The organism is Streptomyces sp. NPDC003034 (assembly GCF_053591375.1).
Window position 1 is genome coordinate 162,819 of record NZ_JBSFTS010000003.1, and the last position, 25,458, is coordinate 188,276.

Genomic DNA, 25,458 nt, shown 5'->3' on the forward strand with positions numbered 1-25,458 from the left:
CGCGACCGAGCACCGCACCCGTACGTACCGCCCCAGATCGAGGAGCCCATGCGCACACCCCGCAGGAAACCGGAAGCAACGGCGCCGGGACTGCCCGCGCCCCCGGCGCGCGGCCGCCGGGCCCACGCCGGTCCGCCGGCCGCGGAACCGGTGGCACAGCACGCCGCCCCCGCCGGCGCCGACTCGTCCGCCGCCGCTGCCCCGCCCTCCGTTGCCGCTGCCCTGCCGGGGCGACGGCCGCGGCTGCGCCTCGGTACCGTGCGCGCGAAGATCGTCGCGCTGCTGATGGTCCCGGTCGTCTCACTGCTCGCGCTCTGGGCCTTCGCCACGGTCAGCACCGCCCAGGACATCGCCCGCCTGAGCCGCGTCCAGCGGGCTGACACGCAGATCCGTACGCCCGTAGCCGCCGCCGTCACCGAGCTCCAAGCGGAACGGCGCGCCGCCGTCCGGCTCCTCGCCAGCCCCGCCGCCGACCGGGGGGCGGCCCTGGACGCGCAGGCCCGCCGCACCGACGCCGCCGTGCAGCGGCTGCGGCTCGGCGACCGGCACACGGTCGCCGACACCGGCGACTACGGCTCCGACGTGGTGCTCCGGCTGGGCGTGTTCGTCGCCGCCGCCGAGGCGCTCGCCGCCAGCCGTGAGGACATCACCGGCCGCCGGGCCACCGCGGACGCCGTCTACGAGGTCTACACCGGGGCCATCGACGCGGCCCTCGCCGTCGGCGGCGCCCTCTCCGGCGGCCAAGGTGCCGAACTGGGCTCCGACGCCCGGGTCCTGGACGAGTTCGCCCGCGCTCAGGAGTTCCTCGCCCGCGAGAACGCGCTGCTCGCTGCACCGGGCCCGCGCACCGCCGAAACGCTTCGCCGGCTGAGCGGCACCATCGAGACCCGCCGCGCCCTCACGGCCGTCGCCGCCCGTGACCTCGCCCCCGCCCAGCGCGCCGCCTGGCAGGCCGTCGCCGAGAGCGGCGCCTACGCCGAACTGACCGCCGCCGAGGACCGGGTGCTGGCCGCCGGCGCCGCTCAGGAGCCCCACGGAGCGCCCGCCGGCTGGGACGCTGCCGGTTGGGACGCTGCCGGTTGGGATGCCGCCGGTTGGGATGCCGCCTGTACGAGCGTCGCCGCCTCGATGCGGGAGATCGACGAGGCCGCGCACGCGGCGGCCGCCGAGCGCGCGGATCCGTTCACCGAGGGAGCTCTCAGCCCGGCGGGAGCCGCCGTACTCCTGGGCCTGGCCGCCGTCGCCGCCTCGCTCCTCATCTCCGTGCGCATCGGGCGCGCCCTGGTCGTGGAACTCGTCTCCTTGCGCAACCGGGCCCTGGAGATCGCCCGCCGCACGCTCCCGCAGGCCATGGACCGGCTGCGCGCCGGCCAGGACATCGACGTCGCCGCCGAGACGCCGCCCGGGCCCCCGGCCGATGACGAGATCACCGAGGTCGGCGAGGCGCTCGCCACCGTCCACCGGGCCGCGCTCAGTGCCGCGGTCGAGCGGGCCGAGCTGGCCAGCGGGGTGTCCGGGGTCTTCGTCAACCTCGCCCGTCGCAGTCAGGTACTGGTGCACAAGCAGTTGACACTGCTCGACTCGATGGAACGGCGCGCGGACGACCCCGACGAACTGGGCGACCTCTTCCGGCTCGACCACCTCACCACCCGGATGCGCCGGCACGCCGAAAGTCTGATCATCCTGTCGGGCGCCGCCCCGGGCCGGGCCTGGCGGATGCCGGTCCCGCTCACGGACGTCGTCCGCGCAGCCGTCTCCGAGATCGAGGACTACCAGCGCGTGGAGGTGAGCAGGCTCGGCGAGGCGGGGGTCATCGGCGGCGCCGTCGCCGATCTCACGCACCTGCTGGCCGAACTGATCGAAAACGCCACCCAGTTCTCCCCGCCGCACACCAAGGTCCGCGTCAGCGGCGAGCCGGTCGGCGCCGGATACGTCCTGGAGGTCGAGGACCGAGGGCTGGGCATGGGCCGCGCATCCCTCAGCGAGGCGAACCGGCGCATCCAGCAGTGCGAGGCGCTCGACCTCTTCGACAGTGACCGGCTCGGGCTCTTCGTCGTCAGCCGCCTGTCCGCCCGCCACGGTGTGAAGGTGCACCTGCGCACGTCGCCGTACGGTGGCACCACCGCCGTGGTGCTGCTGCCGAAGCCGTTGCTCCAGAGCGGGATGACGGCTGGCGCCGAGCCCGGTACGGAGGAAGCCGGGGCGGCGGCCACCACCCACGGCCCTGCCCCGGCGCCGCCCCCGCCTTCCGCGGTGAGCGCCGTACGGGAGGACCTGCGGGAAGCGGCGGTACGGGAGGACGCGGGGGCCCAGGCCGTACGGGGCGCCGCGCGCGGCATCCCGGCCCGGGACGGGACTCCCGTACCACAGGGACCGCGCCCCGCGCCGGTGGCGCCGCTCCGGCCGCGCGGTCCTGGCGGCGGGGGCACCCGTACGCACGCGGCGGCGGTCGCCGGGGGGACGGTGCAGGCCGCCCCCGTCGCTGCCACGGTGACCGAACTGCCGCGCCGGGTACGCCAGGCCAGTCTCGTCCCTCAGCTGCGTGAGGCCCCGGTGGCCAAGCCTGCGGCCGGCGTGCGCCCGCCCGAGGAGCGGCCGGGCCGCAGCCCGGAGCAGGCACGGGCCCGGATGGCGGCCTACCGGGCCGGCTGGGTCCGCGGCGTCCAGGAGACCTCCCGTCAGGCAGGCAAAGAAGGAGAAAGAGCATGACCGAACACGGCAGAACCGGCCTCGACGGTGCCGACGGCCCCGACCGCCTCGCTGGCGTCGACCGCCTCGGTGGCATCGGCGGGTCCGGCGGGCTGGACTGGCTGCTGGACGATCTGGTGCTCCGGGTCCGCGAAGTGCGGCACGCCGTGGTGCTCTCCAACGACGGGCTGGTGGTCGGAGCCTCCACCGGGCTCAGCCGTGAGGACGCCGAGCACCTGGCCGCGGTGGCCTCCGGCTTCCACAGCCTGGCCAAGGGCACGGGCCGCCACTTCCACACGGGCGGCGTGCGCCAGACGATGGTGGAGATGGACAAGGGCTTCCTCTTCGTCGGGGCCGCCGGGGACGGTTCCTGCCTCGCCGTGCTCAGCGCCGCCGAAGCCGATGTCGGGCTGGTCGCCTACGAGATGGCCCGGCTGGTGAAGCGGGTCGGGGAGCACCTGCACACCCCGCCCCGGTTCGCGGCGCGGCCGCCGAGCGCCGGCTGAGGGGCGGTCCGGAACATGCACGGCCACTGGTACGACGCCGACGCAGGCCCGCTCGTCCGTCCGTACGCCATGACCAGCGGGCGTACGGAACCGGGACCCCACGGGGTGGCCTTCGACCTGATCGCCCTGGTCGTCGTCCTCCCGGAAGGCGCCGACGAGGCGGCCGAATCGCTGCTCGGCCCCGAACACCGGGCGTTGCTCGGGCTCTGCCGGTCGCGGACGCAGTCCGTGGCGGAGCTGGCGGCCGACGCCGGCCTGCCCGTGGGGGTGGTGCGGGTGCTGCTCGGGGATCTGCTGGAGGGCGGGCACGTCAAGGTCAGCAGGCCGGTACCGCCCGCCCGGCTGCCGGGCGGGCGGATTCTGCGGGAAGTCATCGAGGGATTGCGAGCGCTGTGATGGGACGAGACGACAGCGGGCCTCAGCCGGCGACCGACACGGACGCGGACGCGGACGCGCACGCGCACATCGACCCCGAGTCCGAGCTTGGGTCCGGGTCCGGGTCCGGGTCCGAGCCCGGGTCCGAGGACGACGGCGAATCGGCCGGGCTCGCCTTGAAGATCCTTGTGGCGGGCGGCTTCGGGGCCGGCAAGACCACACTGGTGGGTGCGGTGAGCGAGATCCGTCCGCTGCGTACGGAGGAATTGCTGAGCGAGGCCGGTGAACTGGTCGACGACACCGGCGGGGTGGAGCGGAAGTCGACCACGACCGTGGCCATGGACTTCGGGCGGATCACGATCCGGTCCGGGCTGTCGCTGTACTTGTTCGGGACGCCGGGCCAGGACCGCTTCTGGTTCCTGTGGGACGAGTTGTCGCAGGGGGCGCTCGGCGCGGTCGTGCTCGCCGACACGCGGCGGCTGGAGGACTGCTTCCCGGCGGTGGACTACTTCGAACACCGGCGCATCCCCTTCGTCGTGGCCGTCAACTGTTTCACGGACGCCCGGCGGTTCGGCGCGCCCGACGTATCGCGGGCGCTCGACCTGGACCAGGGCACGCCCGTAGTCCTGTGCGACGCGCGGGACAAGGATTCGGGGAAGGAAGTGCTGATCAGACTGGTGGAGTACGCCGGCCGGGTCCACACCGCCCGGCTGCTGGACTCGGTGGGGCCACAGGCCGGTTCTGCGTGAAGGGGCAGGGCCGGCCCGTACGCGGCGGCCTCCGTCGGCCACGCCGGCCGCCGAGATCACCTTGTCGATCGGCACCCGTACGAGGACCTCACGGGGGACCGCGTTGCGGCGCCCGAAGGCCTCGGCGCCCGCCTCACCCATGTAACGGACGGCGATCCTCATGGCCCAGGCGAGCATCTCCTCCCTGTGCTCGGTGTACTCGCCGATCTCCGCACGGCCTTGGAGGACGACATAGGAGAACGGCGGCCGCTCTTCGTCCACGCAGAGGGCGACTCGGCCGTCGCGGGCCAGGTTCCGCCCCTTGACCGTGTCCCTGCCGGTGGTGCAGACGAAGGAGTCGCCGTCGAGTACGAACCAGACCGGCGCGATGTGCGGGCTTCCGTCCTCGCGGACGGTGGAGAGCTTCCCGGTGCGCGTGCAGGAGGAGACGAATGCCCGCCATTCCTCTTGAGTCATCTTCTTCGCCATGGAGACATCCTCCTTGCCGGAGAGGGACCGCTGGGGAAGGCTTGCGGAACTACGGAGCGGGCGGGTGGGGCGCGGCCACGTCCGCCGCGTCGACGGGGAGGGGCTGGCAATGGCACTTGACAAGCAACTCGACTGGTTGCTGGACGATCTGACGCGCAGGGTCCAGCAGGTGCGGCATGCGGTGGTGCTGTCCAATGACGGTTTGGTGACGGGGGCGAGCGCGGGGCTGGCGCGGGAGGACGCGGAGCACCTGGCAGCCGTCGCGGCCGGTCTGCAGAGCCTGGCCAAGGGGTCGGGGCGGCACTTCAGGGCGGGCGAGGTCCGGCAGACCATGGTCGAGTACGACGAGGGAGTCCTCTTCGTGATGGCGGCGGGCCCCGGCAGCTGCCTGTGCGTGCTGAGCGGTGCCGAAGCCGACATCGGTCAGGTCGCATACGAGATGACGCTGCTGGTCAACCGGGTGGGGGAGCACCTGGGGGTGGCGGAGCGGCGCATCACGGGAGGCTGACCCACCGCAGGCGCGGACAGGAGGCGGCTGCTCGTCGCAGCTAGTGGTGCTGGCGCTGCTGAAAGTTATCCACAGGCCTTCCACGGCAATGTTGCGCTGAGTTACTGTTGTCACAGACGGTAATAATTCGGTTGCTGGTGGGGGGAGACCGTGATGTCGCAGGTGGAGATGGTGTCGCGTGACGAGGCCGCCGTGGCCGCGCGCAGCACCGCAGAGGATGGCGCGGACGCGGGTGGACTGCTGGGCGGGGTGCAGGCCGCCGGGGAACTGGGGCTGAGCCGGAGCGAGTTCGCGCGGGCGGTTCAGCTGGGGATCGTGCGCGCCGGTCCGTCGGCGGCCGGCGGCGCCGCGCGATACACGCGGGCGGAGCTGGAGCGGGTCAGGGCGGCCGAGGGCCGGCCGGATGCCGCCTGGCCGGAGGCGCTGCGCGAGCGGGTCGAGACCGTGGCCGGAGCCGAGGCGGGAGCGGAGGTGCTCGGGATCGGCCCGAGCCGGTTCACCCGGCTGGCGCGCTGCGGTCACGTCATCCCGGTCGGCTACCGGATCAACCGGTACCGGGCGGTGGTGTGGCTCTATCTGGCCGCGGAGCTACGGGAGTTCGCCGCGCGGGAGCCGGGGATGCTGCGGGGGGCCGCACCCCCGGCGGACCGGGAGCTGCTGGCGGCCAGGACGGACCTGCGGCCGCGGAAATGGCGGGCGCGGCATGTCGGGCTCCTGCTCGGACGGTCCGCGGGCCCCTGGGAGCGGGCGGCCGTACTGGCCGCCGTACTTCCGGAGGAGGAGGTCCGGGAGTTGGTGCCGGATCCAGCCGAGAGAATCCTCCTGGCCGCGCTCGCCCCGCCCCCGCCGTACGGGCACCCCCAAGTGCCGGCGTCCGCGGCCGTGGCACTGCGGCTGCTGCGGGCGGAGTTGCCGGAAGAGGTCCACTGGTACCGCACGAGCCTGGAGTTCGCGTTGACCGGGGCGCGCGGTCAGTCGAAGTCGACGGGGGAGAGGGGGCCGATGTAGAACCAGGCCCCGCTCTCCCGGGAGAAGGCGCTGTGCTCACGCAGTGAGCCGGTGTGCCGGCCCTCGCGGTAGTGCGCCCGGAACTCCACCGAGCCCTCCGTGTCGAACAGCCCGCCGCGCTCGGTGCGCAGGATCTCCAGCCGCTCCCAGCGCTGCCCGGGATCCAGGTCGAGCCGGCCGGGACGGGTCGAGGGGTGCCAGGAGCGCAGCAGGTAGGCGGTGTCGCCGACGGCGAAGGCGCTGAACCGCGAGCGCATGAGCCGCTCGGCGGTGGGGGCCTGATGAGCCCCGGAGTGGAAGCGGCCGCAGCACTCCGGGTAGGTGGCGGGCAGCCCGCAGGGGCAGGGGACGGCGGCCGGGGTGGACACGGAAGTACTCAGCTCCTGGGGGAACGGATCGGACGGGCCAGCCGGTTTCAGACGGCCGGACGGATCGGACGGATCGGACGGCTCGGACGAGTCCGGCGGGCCGGATCGCCCGGACGGATCGGACGGGCGGGACCGCTCGGACGGGCTGCGACCACGGACGGCTCCGACGTGTGGACAGGGGGCCTACACCGGAGGGGACGGCGGTGCGGGGTACGGCCGGAAGAGGCCTTCCTGGACCACCGAGACCAGCAGCCTGCCTTCCAGGTCGTAGATGCGGCCGCGGGCCAGACCCCGGCCGCCGTGAGCGATGGGGGACTCCTGGTCGTACAGGAACCACTCGTCCGCCCGGAACGGCCGGTGGAACCACATGGCATGGTCCAGCGAGGCCATGTCGAAGCCGCGCATGCCCCACAAGGGCTCCACGGGGATGCGCACAGCGTCGAGGAGGGTCATGTCACTGGCGTAGGTGAGGGCGCAGGTGTGCACGAGCGGGTCGTCGCCCAGCGGGCCGACCGCGCGCATCCACACCGCACTGCGGGGATCGGCGTCCTTGAGCTCCTCGGGAGTCCAGCGGAGCCGGTCCACGTACCGGATGTCGAAGGGCTGGCGGCGGGCCATCCGCTCCAGCGCCTCCGGCAGGGCGCCGAGGTGCTCGCGGATCTCGTCCACGACCTTCGGGAGCGAGTCCGGGTGCGGGAAATCGAGGCGAGGAGGCAGCTGGTGTTCGATGCTGCCCTCCTCCGGGTGATGGAAGGAGGCGGTGAGATTGAAGATCGTCTTGCCCTGTTGGACCGCGGTGACCCGGCGCGTGGTGAAGGACCGCCCGTCGCGCACCCGCTCCACCTGGTACACGATCGGCACCCCGGGGATGCCGGGGCGCAAGAAGTACGCGTGCAACGAGTGGACGGGACGGTCACTCTCCGTCGTGCGGCCCGCGGCGACCAGCGCCTGGCCGGCCACCTGGCCGCCGAAGACGCGCTGGAGCGACTCCTGCGGGCTGGCGCCCCGGAAGATGTTGACCTCGATCTGCTCCAGGTCGAGCAGATCGACCAGTCTCTCGGCGGGGTTCGTCATCAGAGGTTCTCCACTGTCAGGTCCGGGCGGAAGCGGCGTGATGCCGGGGCCGGCTGAGCCGGCGGGATACGGGGGCCGGTCAGAGGGCGCCGAGCTCGCCGACGGAGGTGACGCGTACGACCGCCCGGCCCTCCTCGTCGGAGGCCGCGAGGTCGACCTCGGCGCTGATGCCCCAGCCATGGTCCCCGTTGGGGTCGGCGAAGGTCTGCCGGACGCGCCACAGGCCGTGCGCCGGGTCCTCCTCGATCTGCAGCAGCTTCGGGCCGCGGGCGTCGGGGCCGGTGTTCAGGTCGTCGTACTCGTCCCAGTAACCGTCCATGGCCTCGCCCCAGGCGTCGGCGTCCCAGCCGGACTCGGCGTCCAGCTCGCCGAGGACGTTGACGTGGTCGAGCGCGGCCAGCTCCACGCGGCGGAACATGGCGTTGCGGACCAGGACGCGGAAGGCACGGGAGTTCGCGGTCACCGGCTTGACCTGGTCGGCCTTCTCCTGAGCCTCTTCCGCCGTCTCCACCTCCGGGTTCGCCAGCTGCTCCCACTCGTCCAGCAGGCTGGAGTCCACCTGGCGGACCAGTTCCCCGAGCCAGGCGATGAGGTCCTGGAGGTCCTCGGACTTGAGGTCGTCGGGGATGGTGTGGTCCAGCGCCTTGTACGCCCCGGCCAGATAGCGCAGCACGATGCCCTCGGTGCGGGCCAGCTCGTAGAAGGAGGTGAACTCGGTGAAGGTCATCGCGCGTTCGTACATGTCGCGGATGATCGACTTCGGGGAGACGGGGTGGTCGCGCACCCAGGGGTGGCTCTTGGCGTAGACGTCGTAGGCGTGGAGGAGCAGTTCCTCCAGCGGCTTGGGATAGGTGACGTCCTGGAGCCGCTCCATCCGCTCCTCGTACTCGATTCCGTCGGCCTTCATCGCGCCCACGGCGATGCCGCGTTCCTTGTTCTGCTGGGCGGCCAGGATCTGACGCGGGTCGTCCAGCGTGGACTCGACGACCGACACCATGTCCAGCGCGTAGGACGGGGACTCGGGGTCCAGGAGGTCGAAGGAGGCCAGTGCGAAGGTGGACAGCGGCTGGTTGAGCGCGAAGTCCTGCTGGAGGTCGACGGTGAGCCGGATGGTGCGGCCCTCCGCGTCCGGGGTGTCGAGCCGCTCGACCACACCGCCGTCCAGCAGCGAGCGGTAGATCGCGATGGCCCGGCGGATGTGCCGCAACTGGGACTTGCGCGGCTCGTGGTTGTCCTCCAGGAGGTGGCGCATCGCCTTGAAGGCATCGCCCGGCCGGGCGATGACCGACAGCAGCATGATGTTGGTGACCTTGAAGCGCGAGGTGAGCGGCTCCGGGTCCGCGGCGATGAGCTTCTCGAAGGTGATGTCCGACCATGCGACGAAGCCCTCGGGGGCCTTCTTGCGCACCACCTTGCGGCGCTTCTTCGGGTCGTCGCCGGCCTTCGCGAGCGCCTTCTCGTTCTCGATCACGTGCTCCGGCGCCTGAGCCACCACATAGCCCGCCGTGTCGAATCCGGCCCGGCCGGCCCGCCCCGCGATCTGGTGGAACTCCCGCGCGCGCAGCGTGCGGACGCGGGTGCCGTCGTACTTGGTGAGCGCCGTGAACAGCACCGTGCGGATCGGGACGTTGACACCGACACCGAGGGTGTCCGTACCGCAGATGACCTTGAGGAGGCCGGCCTGTGCCAGCTTCTCGACCAGGCGCCGGTACTTGGGCAGCATTCCGGCGTGGTGCACGCCGATGCCGTGCCGGACGTAGCGGGAGAGGTTCTGACCGAACTTCGTGGTGAAGCGGAAGTTGCCGATGAGATCGGCGATCTTGTCCTTCTCCTCGCGGGTGCACATGTTGATGCTCATGAGCGACTGCGCCCGCTCGACCGCCTGGGCCTGGGTGAAGTGCACGATGTAGACGGGGGCCTGCCGGGTTTCCAGCAGCTCCGTGATCGTGTCAGTGATCGGCGTGGTGACGTACTCGTACGACAGCGGGACGGGCCGGCTCGCGGAGCGGACGACCGTGGTCGGGCGGCCGGTGCGCCGGGTCAGGTCCTCCTCGAACCGCTTCATGTCGCCGAGGGTCGCGGACATGAGGACGAACTGCGCCTGCGGCAGTTCCAACAACGGGATCTGCCAGGCCCAGCCGCGGTCCGGCTCCGCATAGAAGTGGAACTCGTCCATCACGACCTGGCCGATGTCGGCGTGCTTGCCGTCGCGCAGGGCGATGGAGGCGAGCACCTCGGCGGTACAGCAGATCACGGGGGCGTCCGCGTTCACGGAGGCGTCGCCCGTCAGCATGCCGACGTTCTCGGTGCCGAAGAGCTTGCACAGGTCGAAGAACTTCTCCGACACCAGCGCCTTGATCGGAGCGGTGTAGAAGGTGACCTTGTCCTGAGCCAGGGCGGTGAAGTGCGCGCCCGCCGCCACCAGGCTCTTGCCGGAACCGGTCGGGGTGGACAGGATCACGTTCGCACCGGAGACGACCTCGATCAGCGCCTCCTCCTGCGCCGGGTACAGGGTGATGCCCCGGTCCTCCGCCCACGAGGAGAAAGCCTCGAAGAGTGCATCGGGGTCGGCGTTCGGCGGGAGCTGATCAATGAGGGTCACACCCCCCATCTTGCCTGGCTTCCCCCCGTATGAGGGAACCGGAGGACGGGATGAAGATCATCGACTGTACGCTGTGCCGTCGATGAGGCCCGAACGACACGGTCGACGGGGCCCGAGCACATCACCACCGGGGCGGGGAACGACCATGATGGGTCCGGCGCATTCACTGTCCGGCGCAGCGGCGTGGCTGGGCGTGGGCGCGGCGACGGCGGCCGCCGGACACCCCATGCCCTGGCCGGTCCTCGTCGTCGGCGCGCTGATCTGCGCGGGTGCGGCGCTCGCTCCCGACCTCGACCACAAGTCGGCGACGATCTCCCGCGCCTTCGGCCCCCTCTCGCGGGGCCTGTGCGAGGTGGTCGACAAGATCTCCTACGGCGTCTACAAGGCCACCCGCACCAGGAAGGACGCACGGCGCACCGGCGGCCACCGCACCCTGACGCACACCTGGATCTGGGCCGTACTGATCGGAGCGGGCGCCTCCGCTCTCGCCGTCAGCACCGACCGCTGGGGCGTGCTCGTCCTGCTCTTCGTGCACCTGGTGCTGGCCGTCGAAGGTCTGCTGTGGCGGGCCGCCCGGATGTCCAGCGACATCCTCGTCTGGCTGCTCGGTGCGACGAGCGCCTGGATCCTGGCCGGCGTACTGGACCAGCCCGGCAACGGCTCCGGCTGGCTCTTCACAGCCCCCGGCCAGGAGTACCTCTGGCTCGGCCTGCCGGTCCTCCTCGGCGCCCTGGTCCACGACATCGGTGACGCGCTGACCGTCTCCGGCTGCCCGATCCTGTGGCCCCTCCCGATCGCCGGCAAGCGCTGGTACCCGATCGGTCCGCCGAAGATGATGCGCTTCCGCGCCGGCAGCTGGGTGGAGCTCAAGGTCCTCATGCCGGTGTTCATGCTGCTCGGCGGGGTCGGCGGCGCATCGGCCCTCGGTTTCATCTAGGGCAATGTCCCAGGGCCGCCCTGCGGCGCCCGGGGAGTACGTCCGGCCCCCGCCCCCTCGTAGCAGCGGGGCGGGGGCCGGAGCCGGAGCGAGCCGTCGGCGGAGGCGGTCAGCCGTGCCAGGAACGCCACAGCGCCGCATACGCGCCGCCGGCCGCGACCAGCTCGTCGTGCGAGCCCAGTTCGCTGACCCGGCCGTGCTCGACCACCGCGATCACATCCGCGTCATGCGCCGTGTGCAGCCGGTGGGCGATCGCGATCACGGTCCGGCCGTCCAGCACCCGTGCCAGCGAACGCTCCAGATGACGCGCGGCCCGCGGATCCAGGAGCGATGTCGCCTCGTCCAGCACCAGCGTGTGCGGATCCGCGAGCACCAGCCGGGCCAACGCGATCTGCTGCGCCTGCGCCGGGGTCAGCGCCGTGCCGCCGGAACCGACCTCCGTGTCCAGGCCCGCTTCCAGGGCCCGGGCCCAGCCGTCCGCGTCAACCGCGCCGAGCGCGGCCCACAGCTCCGCGTCCCCGGCGTCCGTCCGCGCCAGCCGGAGGTTGTCCCGCAGCGAACCCACGAACACGTGGTGCTCCTGGTTCACCAGGGCCACGTGCTCGCGCACCCGTTCCGCCGGCATCCGCGACAGCCGCGCCCCGCCGAGGGTGACCGCGCCCGTCCGGGGCGCGTAGATGCCGGCCAGCAGCCGCCCCAGGGTGGACTTGCCCGCGCCCGAGGGGCCGACCAGTGCCATCCGGGTGCCCGGCGGCACGGACAGCGACACCTGGTGCAGGACGTCGACGCCCTCCCGGTAGCCGAAGCGCACCTCGTCCGCCCGCACGCCCCGGCCCTGCGGCGAGACCTTCGGATCCCCCGCGTCCGGTTCGATCTCCCGTACCCCCACCAGGCGCCCCAGCGAGACCTGGGCGATCTGCAGTTCGTCGTACCAGCGCAGGATCAGGCCGATCGGATCGACCATCATCTGCGCCAGCAGCGCGCCCGTCGTCAGCTGCCCCACCGACATCCAGCCCCGCAGTACGCAGTAGCCGCCGACCATCAGAACGGCCCCGAGGATGGTCACGTAGGTGACGTTGATGACGGGGAAGAGGACCGTCCGCAGGAAGAGCGTGTACCGCTCCCATCCCGTCCATTCCTTGATCCGCCGCTCCGAGAGCGCGATCCGGTCCCGCCCCAGGCGGTGCGCCTCGATGGTGCGGCCCGCGTCCACGGTCTCGGTGAGCGCGGCGGCGACCGCCGCGTAACCGGCCGCCTCCGAGCGGTACGCCGACGGCGCCCGCCGGAAGTACCACCGGCAGCCGATCACCAGCACCGGCAGCGCGACGAGCGCGGCCAGGGCCAGCGGCGGCGCCGTCACCGCGAGGGCGCCGAAGAGGAGTCCCGCCCAGACCACGCCGATGGCCAGCTGCGGCACGGCCTCCCGCATGGCATTGGCCAGCCGGTCGATGTCGGTGGTGATCCGCGACAGCAGATCGCCCGTACCGGCCCGCTCCAGCACTCCCGGCGGCAGCCCCACCGACCGCACCAGGAAGTCCTCGCGCAGATCGGCCAGCATCTCCTCACCCAGCATCGCCCCGCGCAGCCGGACCAGCCGGGTGAAGAGCGTCTGCACGACGAGCGCCAGCGCGAACAGCACGGCCACGCGCCCCAGATGGAGTTCGCGCGCCCCCGCCGCGAGGTCGTCCACGATTCGGCCCAGCAGATAGGGGCCGACCATGGAGGCGATCACCGCGGCCGCGTTGACCGCCACCAGCACCACGAAGGCCCGCCGGTGGCGCCGGAACAGGCCGCGCACATAGCCCCGTACGGTCGCGGACGTGCCCACGGGCAAAGTGGTGGCCGACGCCGGGGCCGCCGGATCGTACTGGGGCGGAGCCACGCCGATCATGCGGATTCCTCGATCTCTGTGAGTGCTTCGGTCAGCTCCGTCAGTTCCAGCCCTGCGCTACTCCCGTCCGCCGCGGCGCCGTCGCCGCCTCCGGCGCCCTCCTCGGGCTCACGAGTGACGACCGCCCGGTAGCGGGGCTCCGCCCGCAGCAGTTCGCGGTGCGTACCGACCGCGGCCACCGTGCCCTCGTGCACGAACACCACGCGGTCGGCGCGGTCCAGCAGCAGCGGCGAGGAGGCCAGCACCACCGTGGTGCGCCCGGTGCGCAGGGCCGCCACACCCTCCGCGATCCGGGCCTCCGTGTGCGAGTCGACCGCCGAGGTCGGTTCGTCCAGCACCAGCACCTCCGGATCCGTGAGCAGCGACCGGGCCAGTGCCAGACGCTGGCGCTGGCCACCGGACAAGGACCGGCCGCGCTCGGTGATCCGCGCCTCCATCGGGTCGTCCACCCCGTCGGGCGCCGCCTGCGCCAGCGCGTCCAGTACGTCCCCGCACTGCGCCGCCTCCAGCGCCGCGCCCGGGTCGACCGCTCCGGAGGCCGGTACGTCGAACAGCTCGCGCAGTGTCCCCGACAGCAGCACCGGATCCTTGTCCTGTACGAGGACCAGGGTGCGCGCGGTGTCGAGTTCTAGCTCGTCCAGCGCGACCCCGCCCAGCAGCACCGAGGGCCCGGGACCGGTCTCGGTGTCCGCGTCCATGGCGTGGCCGCCGAGGCGTTCCGCGAGGCGGCCCGCCAGATCCGGGTGCCCGCACACGACGGCGGTGAACCGGCCCGCCGGGGCCAGCAGCCCGGTCCGCGGGTCGTACAGGTCCCCGCCCGCAGCGGGCGCGGAAGCCGCCCCGGTGCCGGCGGGACGCGCCGCGGCGTCGGTCCGCGTCAGCGACAGCACCCGGGCGGCCCGCTGGGCGGAGGGCCGCGAGAAGGAGTACGCCATGGCGATCTCCTGCACGCTGTGCAGCGGGTAGAGCATCAGGGAGACCGCGCTGAAGACGGCGACGAGTTCACCGACCGCGAGCCGGCCGTCGAGGACGAGAGCGGAGCCGTACCAGACGACGGTGATGAGCAGCAGGCCGGGCAACAGCACCTGGATCGCCGCGATCAGCGCCCACATCCGGGCGCTGCGCACAGCGGCCTCGCGGACCGCCTGCGAAGCCTCGCGGTAGCGACTGAGGAACAGCTCCTCACCGCCGATGCCGCGCAGGACCCGCAGGCCGGCGACGGTGTCCGAGGCCAGCTCGGTCGCCTTGCCGGCCTTCTCGCGCTGGATGTCGGCGCGCCGCGTGGCGCGGGGGAGCAGCGGCAGGGCGGCGAGCGCCAGCACCGGCATGCCGATGGCCACGACGGTTCCCAGGGCGGGCGCGTAGAAGACGAGTCCCCCGCAGATGAGCACGATGGCCAGGGCGGCGGCCAGGAAGCGGGAGACCGCCTCCACGAACCATCCCACCTTCTCGACGTCTGCCGTGGACACGGCGACGACCTCGCCCGCGGCGACCTGCCGGGTCAGGGCGGAGCCCAGCTCGGCGGTCTTGCGGGCGAGCAGTTGCTGTACCCGGGCGGCGGCGGTGATCCAGTTGGTGACGGCGGTCCGGTGGAGCATGGCGTCGCCGAGCGAGATGGCGACGCCGAGCAGCACGATCAGTGCGCCGACCCCGAGCAGCCGGCCGCCGTCGCGGTCCACGACCGCGTCGATCCCGGTGCCGACAGCGAAGGGCAGTCCGGCGATGCCGCAGTGGTGCAGCAACCCCCAGCACAGGCTTTTGGCCTGTCCGCCGAGTTGACCGCGCCCGAGCCACACAAGGAGGCGAGGGCCGGAGCGAGCGTCCGGTACCCCTGGGTCCGGATACGGGAGATCGCTGATCTGCATAACGCCCCATGAGTGGTCGAGTGGTTCAAACCGTGCAAGGTTCGCCTCCGGACCAGCTCCGGGCAATCGATTTTCCGTCGGCGGCGGCCCGTCGGCAGGAGGTTCGCGGGCGCGGCATACGACGTACCGCCTGGTCATGCCGGGGGCGCGCCGGGTGCTCACGCGGCGCTCACGGTCGGCTGGCGCGCTCCAGTTCGAGGAGAGCCGAGTGGTGGCCGCGGCCGGTCGCACGGTTCATGCCCACCTCGCACATCCGATTGGCCGACAGATGCGCGTCGACACGGCGGCGGCCACAAGGTGCTGGGCCGCCAGGCCGACCGGCCACCGAGACCGGCGTGGGCTTCGACTACATCCACTCCGCCATCGACGACCACACCCGCCTGGCCTACAGCGAAATCCACCCGGATGATAGGGTCGCGACCTGCGCGGGCCTCCTCACCAGCGCCGCCGCGTTCTTCCGCGCCCACGGCATCACCCGCATCCAACGGGTTCTCACCGACAACGTGCGCCTGCCCTTCACCACTGAGGACGGCAAGACCGTGGTCGCCCCGCTCCGAGGAGGCTGTCAGCGACGCGCTGTTCGAGCAAGGGCTGACCGCGCGGGCGCCGTCTTGCCAGGGCCGGCCGGCTAGCCGGACCCGGCGTCCAGCCGTCGGGCGATCCCGTCGGCCGCGGCCAGCGGGAACGCGTGGTGCGAGACCCCCGGCAGGACCTCGGTCCACGCTCCCGGAAGCACCTCGGCGACGGCCCGGGCGACGCGGCCGGGGTCGTGGCAGCGGGCGCGCCCCGCCAGCAGCACGCGCACCGACAGCTTCCGCAGCGGGGCCGTGTCCGGCAGCGGCCCGATGACCGGGCGGACGGCCGGGAAGCCGGCGCTCTCTTCCTGGAGCCGCAGCCAGGCCGTGTCGAGGGCGGCTCCGCCGGTCTCCCAGGCGAGGAAGGAACGGATCCGTCCCGGGGTGGGCCGCGCCAGCATCGGCAGCGCGCGCAGGACGTAGCCGGGGCGGAGGCCGGTGAAGACCCGGGTCGGGTCGAGCAGGACAAGGCCGGCGACCCGCTCCGGGCGCCGGGCTGCGTAGTGGGCGGCGATCCAGGCCCCGTACGAGTGCCCGCCGAGCAGCACTGGACCCGCGCCGGGGCCCGCGGAACCGATCCCGTCGAGGACCGCGTCCAGCCAGCCGGCGAGGTCGTCGACGGAGCGGACCGGACGCCCGGGCTGAGGCACGCTGAACCCCGGATCCCCCATCAGGTCGACGCCGTGCACCCGGTGACGGCGGGCGAGACCGGCCGCGGCGCAGGCCCCCCACACCGTGGAGGTGGCCCCGCCGCCCGGCAGCAAGACGAGCGGCGGCGCCGTGACCGCGCCGCAGCTGTTGACTCGGGTGACCCCGTAGGGCGTCGGCAGGTCGGCGCGCTCGACCGGCCCGGGCCACCGTTCGAGGACCTCGTCATAGGCGGTACGGAAGGAACCGGGCACGGACACGGACATGGTCAACCATTCTCTCGCCACGCGATAATCTTGCTCAGCGAGAGATCCTAGGCGGAGGCGATATGGGCGACAACCAGGACGACAACCAGGACGACGGCCGTGGCAGGTCCGACGGCAGCGGCCGCTGGCCGCGGGAGCCGGACACCCTGGGACTGGTGCACCTGCTGCGCGCCGTGACCGTCGAGTTCGGCTTGCGTCAGGCCGAGTTCGCCGCCCGCAACGGCATGCACAACACCGACGTACGGGCCCTGATCTGCCTCCTCGACGCCGCCCGAGCCGGCGAGCCCGCCACCGCCGGCCTGCTCGGCGCCCGCCTCGGCCTCAACTCCGCCGGCACCACCGCCGTGATCGACCGGCTGGAGCGGCTCGGGCACGTGGCTCGCATCCGCGACGACCGCGACCGGCGCCGTGTCCTGCTGCGCATCGAACCGGAGGCGATCCGTCTGGGCCAGGAGTTCTTCGGCCCCGTCATCGACAGGCTGCTGGGCGTGCTGGACTCCTTCGGCCCCACCGAACGGGGCACCGTCAAACGCTTCCTGACAGCCGCTCACGCCGTGCTCAGCCCGGAACAGGACCGATAACCCCCCCGAGCCGCCCCCCCGCGGGCTGAGGAGCGCGATCCTCCTGGCCCGGCATGCCCTGGGCAGCGCCCGGACACGGCGACGGCCGCTCCCCGGTCCGCTGCTGAGCATCGGAAATGTCCACCGGCGCCAACTCGCGCGCCCGTCAACCTGATCGGACTACTTGTGCCATCGAACGTTGTCATCGCTTCCTCATGCGCTCTGTCAAGCCGCGCGGATGGTCGGCGGCGTGAGCTCGTAGGTGGTCCTGTTTTGAGGCTTTGACCTGCAGTTTGTCGGCCTTCTGATTGCTGATCAGGTCGCGTGATTGGCGCCGCGACAAGGCTCATGTTGGCTGGACCCTTAGTACTGCAACGGTGCTTGCCTTGACGGTTGGGCAGGTCGGTCGTTTGTCAGGTCATGGATGGGGAACTTGTTCAGGCCCGGTCGTGGGCTGGTGAACTGAAGGTTCTGCAAGAGCGGTTCGTGCACCGTTTTGCCAGGTCGGAGCCGCGGGAGTCGGCTCTTGCCTATATGCAGGGGCTGATAGCTCCGCTGGAGCGGAAGAACGGCTGGACGCTGGCCGAGGAGGCCGGGCATACGGGTCCGGACCGGATCCACCGGCTTCTGAACCGGATCGACTGGGACGCGGACGAGGTCCTGGACGACGTGCGGGACTACGTCGTCGAGCATCTCGGCGATCCGGATGCGGTGCTGATCGTGGACGACACCGGGTTCCTGAAGAAGGGTGTCCGCTCGGCCGGCGTCCAACGCCAGTACTCGGGAACCGCCGGGCGGACGGAGAACTCCCAGATCGGAGTGTTCCTCGCCTACGTCGGCAACCGGGGCCGCACCCTGATCGACCGCCGCCTCTATCTGCCCACCTCGTGGACCGATGACCGCGACCGGTGCCGGGCCGCCGGCATCGACGACACGGTCGCCTTCGAGACGAAGGTGGTCATGGCCAAGGCCATGGTCCGCCGCGCGATCGCCGAGAAGATTCCGTTCCGGTGGGTGACCGCGGACGCCGCCTACGGCTTTTCCAAAGGCTGGCGGACCGAACTGGAGCGGACGGATGTCTTCCACGTCATGGCCACCACCCGGCACGACACCGTCGTCACCGCTGGGCCATCGACCACCCTGTCCACGACCTGTTTCCCAGACTGCCCCGGCAGAAGTGGAAGCGCCGTTCCTGCGGCAACGGCGCCCACGGGCCGCGCATCTACGACTGGGCCAGGGTCGAGGTCCGGCCCTGGCACCGCGGGGACCGCCGGCACTGGGTGATCGCCCGCCGAAGTGTCCGCAGGCCCGAGGAGATCTCCTACTACATCGCCTACTGCCCGGCCGACACCACACTCGACGAGCTGATCCGCATCGCGGGAAGCCGGTGGGCAGTCGAGGAATGCTTCCAGAGTGCGAAGCAGGAATGCGGCCTGGACGACTACCAGGTCCGCCGCTACGACGGCTGGCACCGCCACATGACCTTGGCCATGGCCGCCCACGCCTGCCTCACCGTCTTGCGGGCCCGCGCACTGGATACCGGGAAAGCAGAAACGGATCCGCCCAGCTCATACCCCTCACCCTCCCCGAACTCCGACGCCTGATCAGCCGGCTCACCCGGCCCTGCCCAAGCATCGACCACGTCCTGCACTGGTCACACTGGCGCCGCAGACGACAGCTCCAAGCCCGCGTCAGCCACTACAAACGACGCGGCCACACACCACCAGAAACTGCCCAACCGTCAAGGCAAGCACCGTTGCAGTATTAGAAGTCATCTCATTTGGGTGTGGCTCTCCCAGGTAGTGGGGACGGGATGCAGCGTATGAGCCCTTGCCGCCGCCAGGGTCGACGTACGCGGTGCTACGTCAAGCCCGGTGCCAGGCTTTGACGTCGGCACTCGTAGACTGCGCGGTCATGACACAACGATGGCCCTTCATCCACCACGTCACCTTCATCGCCTCGGACCTTGAGGCGAGCACCCGCTTCTACACTGCCGCGCTCAAGCCTCTCGGTGTTGTCGGGGAAGCGGCTGACGGCGGAGCGGAGTTCTGGGAAGAGGAGCTGGACACTCCTTCTTTCGGTCTGTACTCCGCGGGCGACGCCACGGTGACCCGGGGCGCACACATCGCGTTCACCGCACGAGACCGAGCCTCGGTTGACAGCTTCTATGAGGCTGCCCTGACCGCTGGTGGCACGTCTCGGTACGAACCCCGGCTTTGGCCTGAGTACCGCGCCTATTGCGCGTTCGTTGACGACCCGGACGGCAACAACATCGAAGCCGTGTACAAGGAGCAGGCGTAGGGCCGTGGTGTGTGGCCCTCGCTCAAGGAGAGCCACGCCCAACTGGCTGCGGTGATCTTCACCGTCGTTTTGACTCTCGCCCTGGCCCTTGGCATCTCTGGTTCAGCGGAGAAGGGCGTGCTGGTGGGGGCGCGCTGCTGGGTGTGATGGTCGGGGTGTGGCGTCTCCTGCGGGTGCTGCTTCGGTTTGACGAGCAGGGCCGAATGGGCCGCTGACTACGGGTCTTCTCCTTGAGGTCGGTAGCCTCCCGGTGTGGGGACCGTTGAGCGGCTGGTGTTCCAGCGAGTGGTTCCGGAAGCACCATCGCGGCCACAGGGTGGTGGCCGGCGTCGCCACGGTGATCGTGAGGTGCTGGCCGCGATCGTGCGCTGTACGGGGCGCTGCTGACCCCTCCGGGGCCTGTTCCGCTCTCGGGGTATCTCCTGCCAACAGGCGGCGGATACAGGGCGGTAGACGGGGCGGAGCAGGGTCCTGGACTGCCGTACGGGTCTTTGCTTCTGAGGGTGGCCCAGGGTGCCATACGCCGGCCCGCCCGCCGCTTTGCGGGCCCTGGCGGGCCCTTTGGGCTCATCGCCGGGCGCACCTCCGGGGCGCCCTCGCCTTCCGCGTTTGTTCGCGAATCACTGGGCGATGCCAGACCGATCACAGAGGCCCTGACAGGCGCACCAGTCCCGGAAACATGGTGCGATGCAGCGTCAACACAGGCCCTCGGCCGCCAAGCCAGCCGCAAGACGAAGTCCGGCGCCGACTACAGCTACATCCACACCGCCGTCGACGACCACTCCCGCCTCGCCTGCTCAGAGATCAACGCGGACGAGAAGAAGGAGACCGCCACAGGCTTCTGGGCCCGGGCCCACGCCTACGTCACCGCCTGCGGCATCACCGTCGAACGCGCCCTCACCGACAACGGCTCCTGCTACAAGTCCCACACCTGGCGGGACGCACTGGCAGAAGCCCATAATCGAACCCGGCCCTACCGGCCACAACGAACGGCAAGGTCGAACGGCTGAACCGCACCCTGCTGGAGGAGTGTGCCTATGCCCGCCCCTACCGCTCAGGGCAAGGAAGACGCGACGCGTTCCCCGACTGGCTGCATACCTACAATCACCACCGCGGACACACTTCGCTCGCAGGCAAACCACCCGCCAGCGGCGTCCCCAACCTCCCAGGGCATACACCTAGTGGAGGCCGCCGATCCGTGCACTGCGTGGGCTGATTCGCCGAGCGAGGGATGTGACCGCCGCCGTCGTCGTCCTGCCCTCCCGGCCGTAGCGCTCCAACCGCGCGGCAGAGCGCCCGTTCAAGATCTCCAGCGGTACGCCTGGTCGGCGTGGCCCTGCGGTGTAGGTGACCCTCCTCGCAGTGCCTCCGTGTCCGCGCCGGTCCGGATCGCGTCACGCCTGGTCACAACGTGACGGGAGAGACGGTTCTCCAGTGGGCCGCCAAGGGGTGAGGCCCCCTGGTTTTCCGCCGACGCGCCCAGCCACCACCAGATGACCACATCATCGACCTGAAAGATTCACTTTTCACGCGCAGCCGCCACACGGCCGAAGCCGGTTGCCGGTGCCGCACGGGGGTACTCGCTGCGGTGCGAGGCGGAACGTGTGCCCCCCGTCTCTGGTGGTGAACGCCGGCGTCGACCATGTCCGGGCCCTCGACGAGAGGTCCGAGGGGTTCGCCCGATGGTGTGGTCGTTCGTGCGCCCATCGACAGAGGCCCGGCACGAGAACCGCACCGCGCGCCATGCTTGGCTTGGTCCGAGCCGGTCCCGCGCTGGGCCCGTGCTGGTCCTCAGCGGCCGCCGGCCCATCACCCGCCCGGGAAACCCCGCGTATATTTGCCGTATGGCAATAGTTGCGCAAGCGGGATATGTTGTGCTCCAGGCGTGACAGTGCCGTCACCGCGCCGGCCGTATCCGGTGGGCGCCCGACGGAGTGAAGGGATCCCTTGTGAGCAGTGCGGACGTCCGGCAGCGAGTCACCAAAGCCCTGCAGGCGCGTGGCGACGAGGTCGCCGACCGGTGGGTGCAGCTCCAGCAGTCCCGCGCCGAGCTGCGGGCGACCGTCGGCGAGCGTGACCTGCGCGAAGAGGCCGACGCCCTGGTCGCTGCCCTGATCTCCGGTCTGGGTACCTCCCTGCCCATCGACCAAGTGGTCAGCTCCCACCGCGACCTCAATCGGGCGGTGAGCGATCTGTCGCTGCGACGGGCACGGGCCGGGGCCACACCGACCGCCACGTCACTGGCCGTTCTCGCACTGAAGGAAGCCGTGCTGGAGGCGGTTCAGCTGACCACGGAAGACGCCGGTGACCTGTTCGCCGCCGCGCTGTTGATCAATGAGCTGCTCGACGCCGCAGGGGTCCTTTCCTTCGCGGCCTATGCCGAAGGCCGCGAAGAGATCATCCGCAGGCAGAGCCGCCAACTCCTGGAGGTCTCCACGCCCGTGGTGCGGCTGTGGCAGCACATCCTCGCCGTGCCGCTGATAGGCACCCTCGACACCGCCAGGACCCAGGTGGTGATGGAGAACCTGCTCCAGTCCATCCAGGAGCACGAAGCGATGGTCGCCATCATCGACATCACGGGTGTGCCGACCGTCGACACCGCGGTCGCCCAGCACCTGATGCAGACGGTCAGCGCCGTGCGGCTCATGGGCGCCGACTGCGTCATCAGCGGTATCCGCCCGACCATTGCCCAGACCATCGCCCAGTTGGGCATCGACCTCGGCGGGATCCTCACCCGCGCCACGCTCGCCGACGCCCTGTCCGAAGCGATCAAGATCACCAGCGGAACCGCCCCCCAGTCGCACGCCCTGAAGCCGCGATGAGAAGTCATCCGACTACCGGTGTTCCCATACTGCGGCTGGGCGGTGTCCTGGTCACCGGCCTCCTCGACGAACTCGACGACAAGGCCGCGGTGGCCTTCGCCGAAGAGCTCACCGAGCGCGTGGCGGCCGACCGTGCCCACGGCGTGCTCATCGACATCTCCCGCTTGGAGATCATCGATTCCTTCGTGGCACGCACCCTGATGGAACTCACCACCATGGCACGGCTCCTGGGAGCCCGGGTGATCGTGGCGGGCATGCGGCCCCCGGTGGCCATCACCCTCGTGGAACTCGGCCTGGAACTCGCGGGCGTCGAAACCGCCCTCAACGCGGAGCACGGCATGGCCGCGCTCGGATGGCACCAGGGCGGGCAGCCCCCGAGAAGGGCACCACATGACACGACTCTCTGACCACAGGCCCACCGCCGCGGGGACCGACGCCCCCACAAGACCGCAAGAGACCGCGGAGCCCTCCCCACCCCTTCGTATCGAGCTGCGGACAGAAGAGGATCTCCTGGCGGTCCGCCACGCCGTCCGCGCGGCCACCGTCGCCGTGGGTTTCGGAATCGTCGACCAGACCCGGGTGATCACCGCGGCCAGCGAACTGGCCCGCAACGCCTACATCCACGGCGGGGGAGGGGCCCTGCGCATCGAGTACCTGCATCGTGTCGGTGCCGCGGGCCTACGGCTGACGATCAGCGACAACGGTCCCGGTATCGCCCACGTCGAGGAGGCTCTGACCGACGGCTTCACCACGGGCGCGGGACTCGGCCACGGCCTTGGCGGAGCTCGCCGGCTCATGGACGAATTCGAGCTGCACACCGCTGCGGGCGAAGGCACGACGGTCTCGGTCACCCGGTGGACCCGCCCATGACATCCGCCACTCCGGGCGGCCCCACCGCTCATGTCCGCATCGACCATTACAGCGCCGTGCACCTGGCTGCCGAGACCGCCCGCTCCCTGGCCCGGGAGTGCGGCCTGCCCGGCGCCATGCCCGACAAGGCGGCGGTCGTGGCATCCGAACTGGCAAGCAACCTGGACAAGCACGCGCATGACGGATCCCTGTACCTGCAGCCACTCCCGCTCGGTGGCGGTCTGGAAATCCTGGCCGCCGACCACGGCCCGGGAATGCCCGACCTGGACCGGTGCCTGACCGACGGCTACACCACCACGGGCACCCTGGGCGCAGGCCTGGGAGCTGTCCGCCGCATCGCCACCGACTTCACGATCAGCACGCGGGCCGGCACCGGGACACTGGCCTGCGCGCGCCTCACCGTGCCCGAGCAGCGCGATGCGGCGGCTCCACAGCAGGCGGCACTGATCCGCCTGCCCGCAGCCGGCGAACAGTACTGCGGGGACGCCGCCGCCGTCCTGGACCACGCAGACGTCCGTACCGCCGCGGTCATCGACGGCCTGGGCCACGGCATGGAAGCGGACGAAGTCGCCCAAGCAGCCATCCGCTCCGTCCGCAGCACAGGAGAACGGGACCTTCCCGACATCGCGAGAGCCATGCACCGTGTCCTGCGCCACAGCCGCGGCGCAGCAGTGGGCCTGGTACGGCTGCATGCCGAAACAGTCGAGTACTGCGGAATCGGCAACGTACGGATGGTGGCCCTCACCCACGACCAGGTGCACCACCGCCTGTCCGGCCAGCCCGGCGTAGTCGGATGGCGGATGCCCGACCCACGCCTGCACACCGTCGACCTCGCACCAGGAGCCGCTGTCGTACTGCACAGCGACGGCATAGATAACCGGTGGGCCCACAGCCCGCCCCACTACCTCCTGCGTCTGCCCCTGCCCCTGCAAACCCTTGCCGTCGCGCACCGCTACCACCGCAGCCGCGACGACGCCACCGTGCTGGCCGTCCGGCCGCAGCCCAGGCGAACATGAAGGCCAGGCACTTCTCCGCTCTGACGCCCCTGCGCCGCACCGTGCGCCGTCTCGCGAGCGATTACGGGCTGCCCGCTGACGTCAGGGGCCGCCTGGTGCTGTCCGTGACCGACCTCGCGGCCGACGAGCTGCACGCCGGCCGGCCCGTCGTCCTCTGCACCAGCCACGAGAACACCCCGCAAAGCGAGCGCCCCCAGCTGGTCATCACCCTGCGGGCCCCTGAGGCCACCACACCGCTCCCCACGGCCAACCTGCCCCTGCCGGCCCCGGTCACCTCCCCCGACTCCGCGACCTGGCACATCCCCCTGCCCCGAAGGGACCGCAAGGAGGAGCACGGTTCCTCCCCGTGCCCGCCCTCCAGGCCCCGCGTACCTGCCCAGGGGCCATCTCGGTCCGAGGCCCGCGACATCGACGAAGAACTCCGGACCACTCTCGCTCTCGCCGACGCCCTCACCGCCGAGCACCGCCGCCTCAAACACGAACTCGCCGAAACCAACGCCGGTGTCCTGGCCCTCTACGTACAGCTCGAAGAACGCGACGAACAACTGCGACGGGCCCACGGCCAGGTCCTGCGAGAACTCGAAGACGCACTGCGCCCGCCCCCGCCGGCCGTCAACGGCATCGAGCTCGCCGTCCACTACGCCCCGGCCGACCCCGAGGCCCCCACCGGCGGGGACCTCTACGACTGGTTCGTCCTGCCCGACGGCACCCTCCACATCACCGTCGTGGACGCCCTCGGGCACGGGGTGCGCAGCACCCGAAGCGCCCTGAACGTCACCCACGCCGTGCGCACCCTCGCCCTCGAAGGCCACTCACTGCGGTCGATCCTCACCCGCACCCACGAAATCCTCATGCCCCTCGACCCGGACCTCATGGCCACCGTCCTCCTGGCCCGACTCGACCCAGCCACCGGAGAACTCCACCTCGCCAACGGCAGCCACCCACCCGCCCTGCTCCTTCGCGGGGACGGAACACCCCATTACCTGGAAGCACGCGGCAGAGGCATCGGCTACCCCTTCCCCGGCAGCGAAGAGCCTCTCCGCACCCGCATGAGCCCCGGCGACCTCCTCCTGCTGTACACCGACGGCCTCACCGAAAGCCGCAAAGATCCGATCGAGGGGGAGAAGAGGCTCATCCGCGCCACCCGGATCCACGCCACCAGAGCCCTGGCCGACATCCCCGCCGCCATCGCCGCCGACATGCACCACGTCGTCCTCCACCGCGACGACACCCTCGCCCTGGCCATACGCATCACCCCACCCGCCCTCAAGAGCACATGCCCGCAAAGAGACGCCCGCCGCACATCCCGGGACGCAACGGCCCGGCCTGCTTCGGACACCAGCGCGTGAGCGCACAACCGC

At 71.3% G+C, this 25,458-nt stretch carries 20 protein-coding genes and 4 pseudogenes; 17 read left to right on the forward strand and 7 right to left on the reverse strand.

Annotation, left to right across the window (positions count from 1 at the left end; genetic code table 11):
• The first annotated feature begins 48 nt into the window (after window positions 1-48).
• From ACWDX7_RS05245 to ACWDX7_RS05260, 4 genes are read left to right on the forward strand one after another with little or no spacing between them, the layout of a single operon-like run.
• A complete protein-coding gene (locus ACWDX7_RS05245) occupies window positions 49-2,709 on the forward strand; it encodes a sensor histidine kinase (protein WP_451488157.1) in 2,661 nt (886 codons plus the stop codon).
• The gene (locus tag ACWDX7_RS05250) at window positions 2,706-3,194 is read left to right on the forward strand and encodes a roadblock/LC7 domain-containing protein (RefSeq protein ID WP_451488158.1); all 489 of its coding nucleotides are present in this window, start codon (window positions 2,706-2,708) and stop codon (window positions 3,192-3,194) included. The genes ACWDX7_RS05245 and ACWDX7_RS05250 overlap by 4 nt, the downstream gene beginning before the upstream one ends.
• A 15-nt stretch (window positions 3,195-3,209) precedes the next feature.
• A complete protein-coding gene (locus ACWDX7_RS05255) occupies window positions 3,210-3,590 on the forward strand; it encodes a DUF742 domain-containing protein (RefSeq protein ID WP_451488159.1) in 381 nt (126 codons plus the stop codon).
• Window positions 3,590-4,318, forward strand: coding sequence for a GTP-binding protein (locus tag ACWDX7_RS05260; protein WP_451488160.1), 729 nt, complete (start codon window positions 3,590-3,592; stop codon window positions 4,316-4,318). Before ACWDX7_RS05255 ends, ACWDX7_RS05260 begins: the two co-directional genes overlap by 1 nt.
• A gap of 33 nt (window positions 4,319-4,351) precedes the next feature.
• Here ACWDX7_RS05260 and ACWDX7_RS05265 read toward each other — a convergent pair.
• Window positions 4,352-4,786 (reverse strand): annotated as a pseudogene (locus tag ACWDX7_RS05265) (PPOX class F420-dependent oxidoreductase); the annotation flags it as partial.
• Between the two features lie 109 nt (window positions 4,787-4,895).
• Here ACWDX7_RS05265 and ACWDX7_RS05270 point away from each other — a divergent pair.
• Both ACWDX7_RS05270 and ACWDX7_RS05275 read left to right on the forward strand, forming a co-directional pair.
• On the forward strand, window positions 4,896-5,294 hold the full coding sequence (locus tag ACWDX7_RS05270) for a roadblock/LC7 domain-containing protein (RefSeq protein WP_451488161.1): 399 nt from the start codon (window positions 4,896-4,898) through the stop codon (window positions 5,292-5,294).
• A gap of 153 nt (window positions 5,295-5,447) precedes the next feature.
• Complete coding sequence (locus ACWDX7_RS05275) at window positions 5,448-6,302, forward strand: DUF6397 family protein (RefSeq protein WP_451488162.1); 855 nt, start codon at window positions 5,448-5,450, stop codon at window positions 6,300-6,302.
• Here the strand turns inward: ACWDX7_RS05275 and ACWDX7_RS05280 are convergent.
• From ACWDX7_RS05280 to ACWDX7_RS05290, 3 genes are all read right to left on the reverse strand, one after another.
• The gene (locus tag ACWDX7_RS05280) at window positions 6,266-6,670 is read right to left on the reverse strand and encodes a YchJ family protein (RefSeq protein ID WP_451488163.1); all 405 of its coding nucleotides are present in this window, start codon (window positions 6,668-6,670) and stop codon (window positions 6,266-6,268) included. The genes ACWDX7_RS05275 and ACWDX7_RS05280 overlap by 37 nt on opposite strands.
• A gap of 183 nt (window positions 6,671-6,853) precedes the next feature.
• Window positions 6,854-7,744 (reverse strand): acyl-CoA thioesterase, encoded by an 891-nt coding sequence (locus ACWDX7_RS05285; protein ID WP_451488164.1) that lies wholly within the window; start codon window positions 7,742-7,744, stop codon window positions 6,854-6,856.
• A 79-nt stretch (window positions 7,745-7,823) separates the two neighbouring features.
• Window positions 7,824-10,346, reverse strand: a complete 2,523-nt coding sequence (locus ACWDX7_RS05290) for a DEAD/DEAH box helicase (RefSeq protein ID WP_451488165.1) — start codon at window positions 10,344-10,346, stop codon at window positions 7,824-7,826.
• A 145-nt stretch (window positions 10,347-10,491) separates the two neighbouring features.
• Between ACWDX7_RS05290 and ACWDX7_RS05295 the strand changes: the two genes are divergently transcribed.
• Complete coding sequence (locus ACWDX7_RS05295; protein WP_451488166.1) at window positions 10,492-11,283, forward strand: metal-dependent hydrolase; 792 nt, start codon at window positions 10,492-10,494, stop codon at window positions 11,281-11,283.
• A gap of 109 nt (window positions 11,284-11,392) precedes the next feature.
• Here ACWDX7_RS05295 and ACWDX7_RS05300 read toward each other — a convergent pair whose 3' ends face one another.
• Together ACWDX7_RS05300 and ACWDX7_RS05305 are read right to left on the reverse strand one after the other, a co-directional pair.
• The gene (locus ACWDX7_RS05300; RefSeq protein WP_451488167.1) at window positions 11,393-13,174 is read right to left on the reverse strand and encodes an ABC transporter ATP-binding protein; all 1,782 of its coding nucleotides are present in this window, start codon (window positions 13,172-13,174) and stop codon (window positions 11,393-11,395) included.
• Window positions 13,171-15,039, reverse strand: a complete 1,869-nt coding sequence (locus ACWDX7_RS05305; protein ID WP_451488168.1) for an ABC transporter transmembrane domain-containing protein — start codon at window positions 15,037-15,039, stop codon at window positions 13,171-13,173. Before ACWDX7_RS05305 ends, ACWDX7_RS05300 begins: the two co-directional genes overlap by 4 nt.
• A gap of 282 nt (window positions 15,040-15,321) precedes the next feature.
• Between ACWDX7_RS05305 and ACWDX7_RS05310 the strand changes: the two are divergent.
• Window positions 15,322-15,542: pseudogene (locus tag ACWDX7_RS05310) on the forward strand (IS481 family transposase); the annotation flags it as partial.
• Between the two features lie 125 nt (window positions 15,543-15,667).
• Here the strand turns inward: ACWDX7_RS05310 and ACWDX7_RS05315 are convergent.
• Window positions 15,668-16,528, reverse strand: a complete 861-nt coding sequence (locus ACWDX7_RS05315) for an alpha/beta fold hydrolase (RefSeq protein WP_451488169.1) — start codon at window positions 16,526-16,528, stop codon at window positions 15,668-15,670.
• A gap of 62 nt (window positions 16,529-16,590) precedes the next feature.
• Between ACWDX7_RS05315 and ACWDX7_RS05320 the strand changes: the two genes are divergently transcribed.
• The 9 genes and pseudogenes from ACWDX7_RS05320 to ACWDX7_RS05360 all read left to right on the forward strand — a co-directional run bounded on the left by ACWDX7_RS05320 (window position 16,591) and on the right by ACWDX7_RS05360 (window position 25,446).
• Window positions 16,591-17,109, forward strand: coding sequence for a MarR family transcriptional regulator (locus ACWDX7_RS05320; protein ID WP_451488170.1), 519 nt, complete (start codon window positions 16,591-16,593; stop codon window positions 17,107-17,109).
• 399 nt (window positions 17,110-17,508) lie between these two features.
• Window positions 17,509-18,692, forward strand: a pseudogene (locus ACWDX7_RS05325) (IS701 family transposase).
• 310 nt (window positions 18,693-19,002) lie between these two features.
• The gene (locus tag ACWDX7_RS05330) at window positions 19,003-19,389 is read left to right on the forward strand and encodes a VOC family protein (protein ID WP_451488171.1); all 387 of its coding nucleotides are present in this window, start codon (window positions 19,003-19,005) and stop codon (window positions 19,387-19,389) included.
• 749 nt (window positions 19,390-20,138) lie between these two features.
• Window positions 20,139-20,605: pseudogene (locus ACWDX7_RS05335) on the forward strand (integrase core domain-containing protein); the annotation flags it as partial.
• 733 nt (window positions 20,606-21,338) lie between these two features.
• Complete coding sequence (locus tag ACWDX7_RS05340; protein WP_451488172.1) at window positions 21,339-22,211, forward strand: STAS domain-containing protein; 873 nt, start codon at window positions 21,339-21,341, stop codon at window positions 22,209-22,211.
• Window positions 22,208-22,618, forward strand: coding sequence for an STAS domain-containing protein (locus tag ACWDX7_RS05345; protein WP_451488173.1), 411 nt, complete (start codon window positions 22,208-22,210; stop codon window positions 22,616-22,618). Before ACWDX7_RS05340 ends, ACWDX7_RS05345 begins: the two co-directional genes overlap by 4 nt.
• Entirely contained in the window at window positions 22,602-23,081 is a 480-nt protein-coding gene (locus tag ACWDX7_RS05350) for an anti-sigma regulatory factor (protein WP_451488174.1), read from the forward strand. The genes ACWDX7_RS05345 and ACWDX7_RS05350 overlap by 17 nt, the downstream gene beginning before the upstream one ends.
• Entirely contained in the window at window positions 23,078-24,097 is a 1,020-nt protein-coding gene (locus tag ACWDX7_RS05355; protein WP_451488175.1) for a SpoIIE family protein phosphatase, read from the forward strand. Before ACWDX7_RS05350 ends, ACWDX7_RS05355 begins: the two co-directional genes overlap by 4 nt.
• On the forward strand, window positions 24,094-25,446 hold the full coding sequence (locus ACWDX7_RS05360; RefSeq protein ID WP_451488176.1) for a PP2C family protein-serine/threonine phosphatase: 1,353 nt from the start codon (window positions 24,094-24,096) through the stop codon (window positions 25,444-25,446). Before ACWDX7_RS05355 ends, ACWDX7_RS05360 begins: the two co-directional genes overlap by 4 nt.
• Window positions 25,447-25,458 lie beyond the last annotated feature (12 nt).